Annotated in this window: 1 pseudogene; it reads right to left on the reverse strand. The window is 59.3% G+C overall.

Annotated features, from left to right (window positions below):
* Window positions 1–2,327 (reverse strand): annotated as a pseudogene (locus GTF44_RS21795) (hypothetical protein); the annotation flags it as partial.
* Window positions 2,328–2,854: the final 527 nt, after the last annotated feature.

A 2,854-nucleotide genomic window follows, 5' to 3' on the forward strand; every position in this document is an offset into this window, starting at 1 on the left:
TGCACGCTTAAGACGACAGAGCCGTCATTATTGGTCACATCACCTGCGATGGTCAGGACGGTGGGGGTGTCACTTTGCTGGCCAAACGCGCGGAACTCAGACCCGGCGTCGATGGACAGACCCGTCTCCAGCCTACCAACCCGATCCAGGCTGAGGGTCGTGTCGTTCAGCGTGAGATGCTCCCAGTTGATGACGTTCTCCATTGAGGTCATTGTCCGGCCACTCAAGATTAGCTGATCGTTATCGCCCGCACCACCGTCCAGAACGTGGGGAAAGTCAAAACTGGCTGCGGAAGAAATCGTGACGGTATCATCGCCTGCACCGGCATCGAGATGCCCGGTGAAGCTGCCGCCCGTCAGGTTCAAGGTATCGTTGCCCGCCCCAAGACGAATATCCCCATCGATGGTCCCCGCCGAATTGATGACCGCAGCGCCATTCCCATCCACTATCGCAAGGCCAGACCTCCCCGCCACCACCCGGCCGGTGCTGGCGATATCGATCGTCCCGCCGCCGTCGGCATCGGAGACCGTTCGGATCGCGGCGCCGTCGAGCCGACCCGCAACAGACGGGTTACGTGCGTCAGCGCCGCCCATCACAAACCCGGCTACGTCTATGTCAAACTCTTTTACACCCAGTAAAACCCGATTGGCGATGTTTCCGGGCTCCACCCAAAGACCTGAAACGCGGATCCCGTCTGACCCCTCTCCTAAAGCCGTGACAGCGGCATCCCGACCTAAGTTGACACTCGTCTTTGCCCGCGCTTGCGCATCACTCTGCACAGCGCCAACGCCCTCCGCTACCGCCCAAATGCCGTGAGAGTTTCGCCCAATCGTGGTGACTGCGCCATCACCCTCACCCATGTCCACGACCACGTCCGCAGAGCCATTGGTGTCCGCCAAAATCCCATGGGATCCGGTAAAGCTGCCGGAGGCGTTCTGCGTCACGATAGACCCTCCGGTCATTTCGACCCTCACCTCTTCGTCATTGTCCGGGCTGTCAATGCGCGCATAAAGCCCATGAGCGCCCTCGGCATTCGTGGTGATGCCGCCATCGTGCATTTCTATCAGCGCTTTGGCTTGGCCGGTACTACCGGCTAACACATGAGCTCCATGGGCAAAGTTATCGTGAGTGGTGATCGTCCCGCCACCCATTATGGCCGTCACATTCCCCGCAACCGTCGCACTGTCCGCGGTGTTCCGATTGGCATTGAAGATAGAGAACGCCTGAAGCCCGTGAGATTGGTTTGCATGCGTGGTGATCGTGCCATCGATCATTTCTGCCGTCGCATCGCCATAGCCATGGGTAAACGCCCGAACCCCAGATGAATTGTGACGCAGCGTCGTGATCGTCCCTCCGGTCATTCTCGCCGTCATGTTGGCCTGACTATCCCGGGCGCTCTGCTCGGACTCCGCCGTAACCGCGTGAGAGCGCGACCCATTCGTGGTGATTGTTCCGCCCTCCATCTGCGCAATTACAGAGGTGTGTTCGCTGCTAGAACGGGTCGACGCCCTCACGCCTACACCGCCACTCTGTTCGTCAGCATTAGTGTTTTCTGTTATGATTTCGCTATCCGCTCCGGTCATTAACGCCGTCAGCGTGCCCACATACGTGGTTTCGTGGGCATAGGCATGAATCGCGGCCCCCACCTGATCTCCTTTCGTGATGATCGTTCCGCCCTCCATCCTCGCAGTCACATCACCACCGCTCACTGTCTCACTACCCTGCCTAGTCATGGTGACCGCCGAAACCCCCTCGGAAAACGTACCGCCAACAGTAATCTCTCCGGCGGCCATGACCGCTGTCGCCTCGGCTGTGCTCTCGTCGTTTCCAATCCGTGCCCGAAGCCCAGAAGAACCATCACCATTTACAGTGATGTCCCCGTCACCATTCAGTCGGGCCTCCACATTTCCAGTTCCTGTGGTGCTCGCCGAAACCCCGTGATTCCCAACACGATTGTTCGTGGCGTTGACGGTCCCGTTCCGCATGCTCACAGAAACATTCTCGTCACCTCCATAAGTCATTTCCACCCCATCGCCGCGCACAGTGAAATCAGGATGGTCTGGCAGTGTCAGAGTGTGAACCGCATCTGCATGAGTATAGACAATGCCAGAATCGTAGGTGACAGCGGGACATGTGGCCACGCCATCTGTTGCCGTACACGCGGCCTGTGCTGCGCTGCCGCTGAATAGCACTGCAGCCGTCGCCACGACCGAAAGCCCCGGCGCGATGCTGGCCACCCGGCCCTTGAACTTGGTCAAACGACCACCCCGAACAGAGACGTTGAGCGAGCGAAGGGCGGGCTGGGTATCTGAGGACTGGTTTGTCATTTTTGAAACTCTCCTGTGAGGGATTTGAACACAATCGAGGCAAGGCACCGCCCTGCCCGTCAGGCGGTCAGTGGGGTGGCAGAAATGCGGGCATAGGTATGGGTATCGGCCGGAGGCGTTGCTCCAAGCCCAACAAGAAGCGAGCCACCGTCAGGGATCGGCCGCGGTCCGTCCGCACCGTCCGTTCTGATCGGGGTAAGACGTACGAGGTCGTTGCAGTTGATCTCGCACCGGTAACGGCCACATCGCGCGTCACTGCAGCCGAGGACGCCCCCGTTCAGACCATCCCATCCGGAAACCGAGATCGGAGACGGTCGCGTTTGGCCGTCCAATCCAGATACAGGGATCAGAAGGCCACTTAACTCACGAGCACCAGTTAGCCCATGAGCAATACCCGGCTCGAGGCCGGGTGTCAGACTGTCAGGAGGAGAAGACCGGTGAGTTCTGCTGCCTACGCCCCGCGCGGCATGAACCGATGAACCGATGAACCGATGAACCGATGAACCGATGAACCGATGAACCGATGA

It is taken from the genome of Roseobacter sp. HKCCD6576-2, assembly GCF_013179285.1.
Lineage (GTDB): Bacteria > Pseudomonadota > Alphaproteobacteria > Rhodobacterales > Rhodobacteraceae > Rhodophyticola > Rhodophyticola oceani.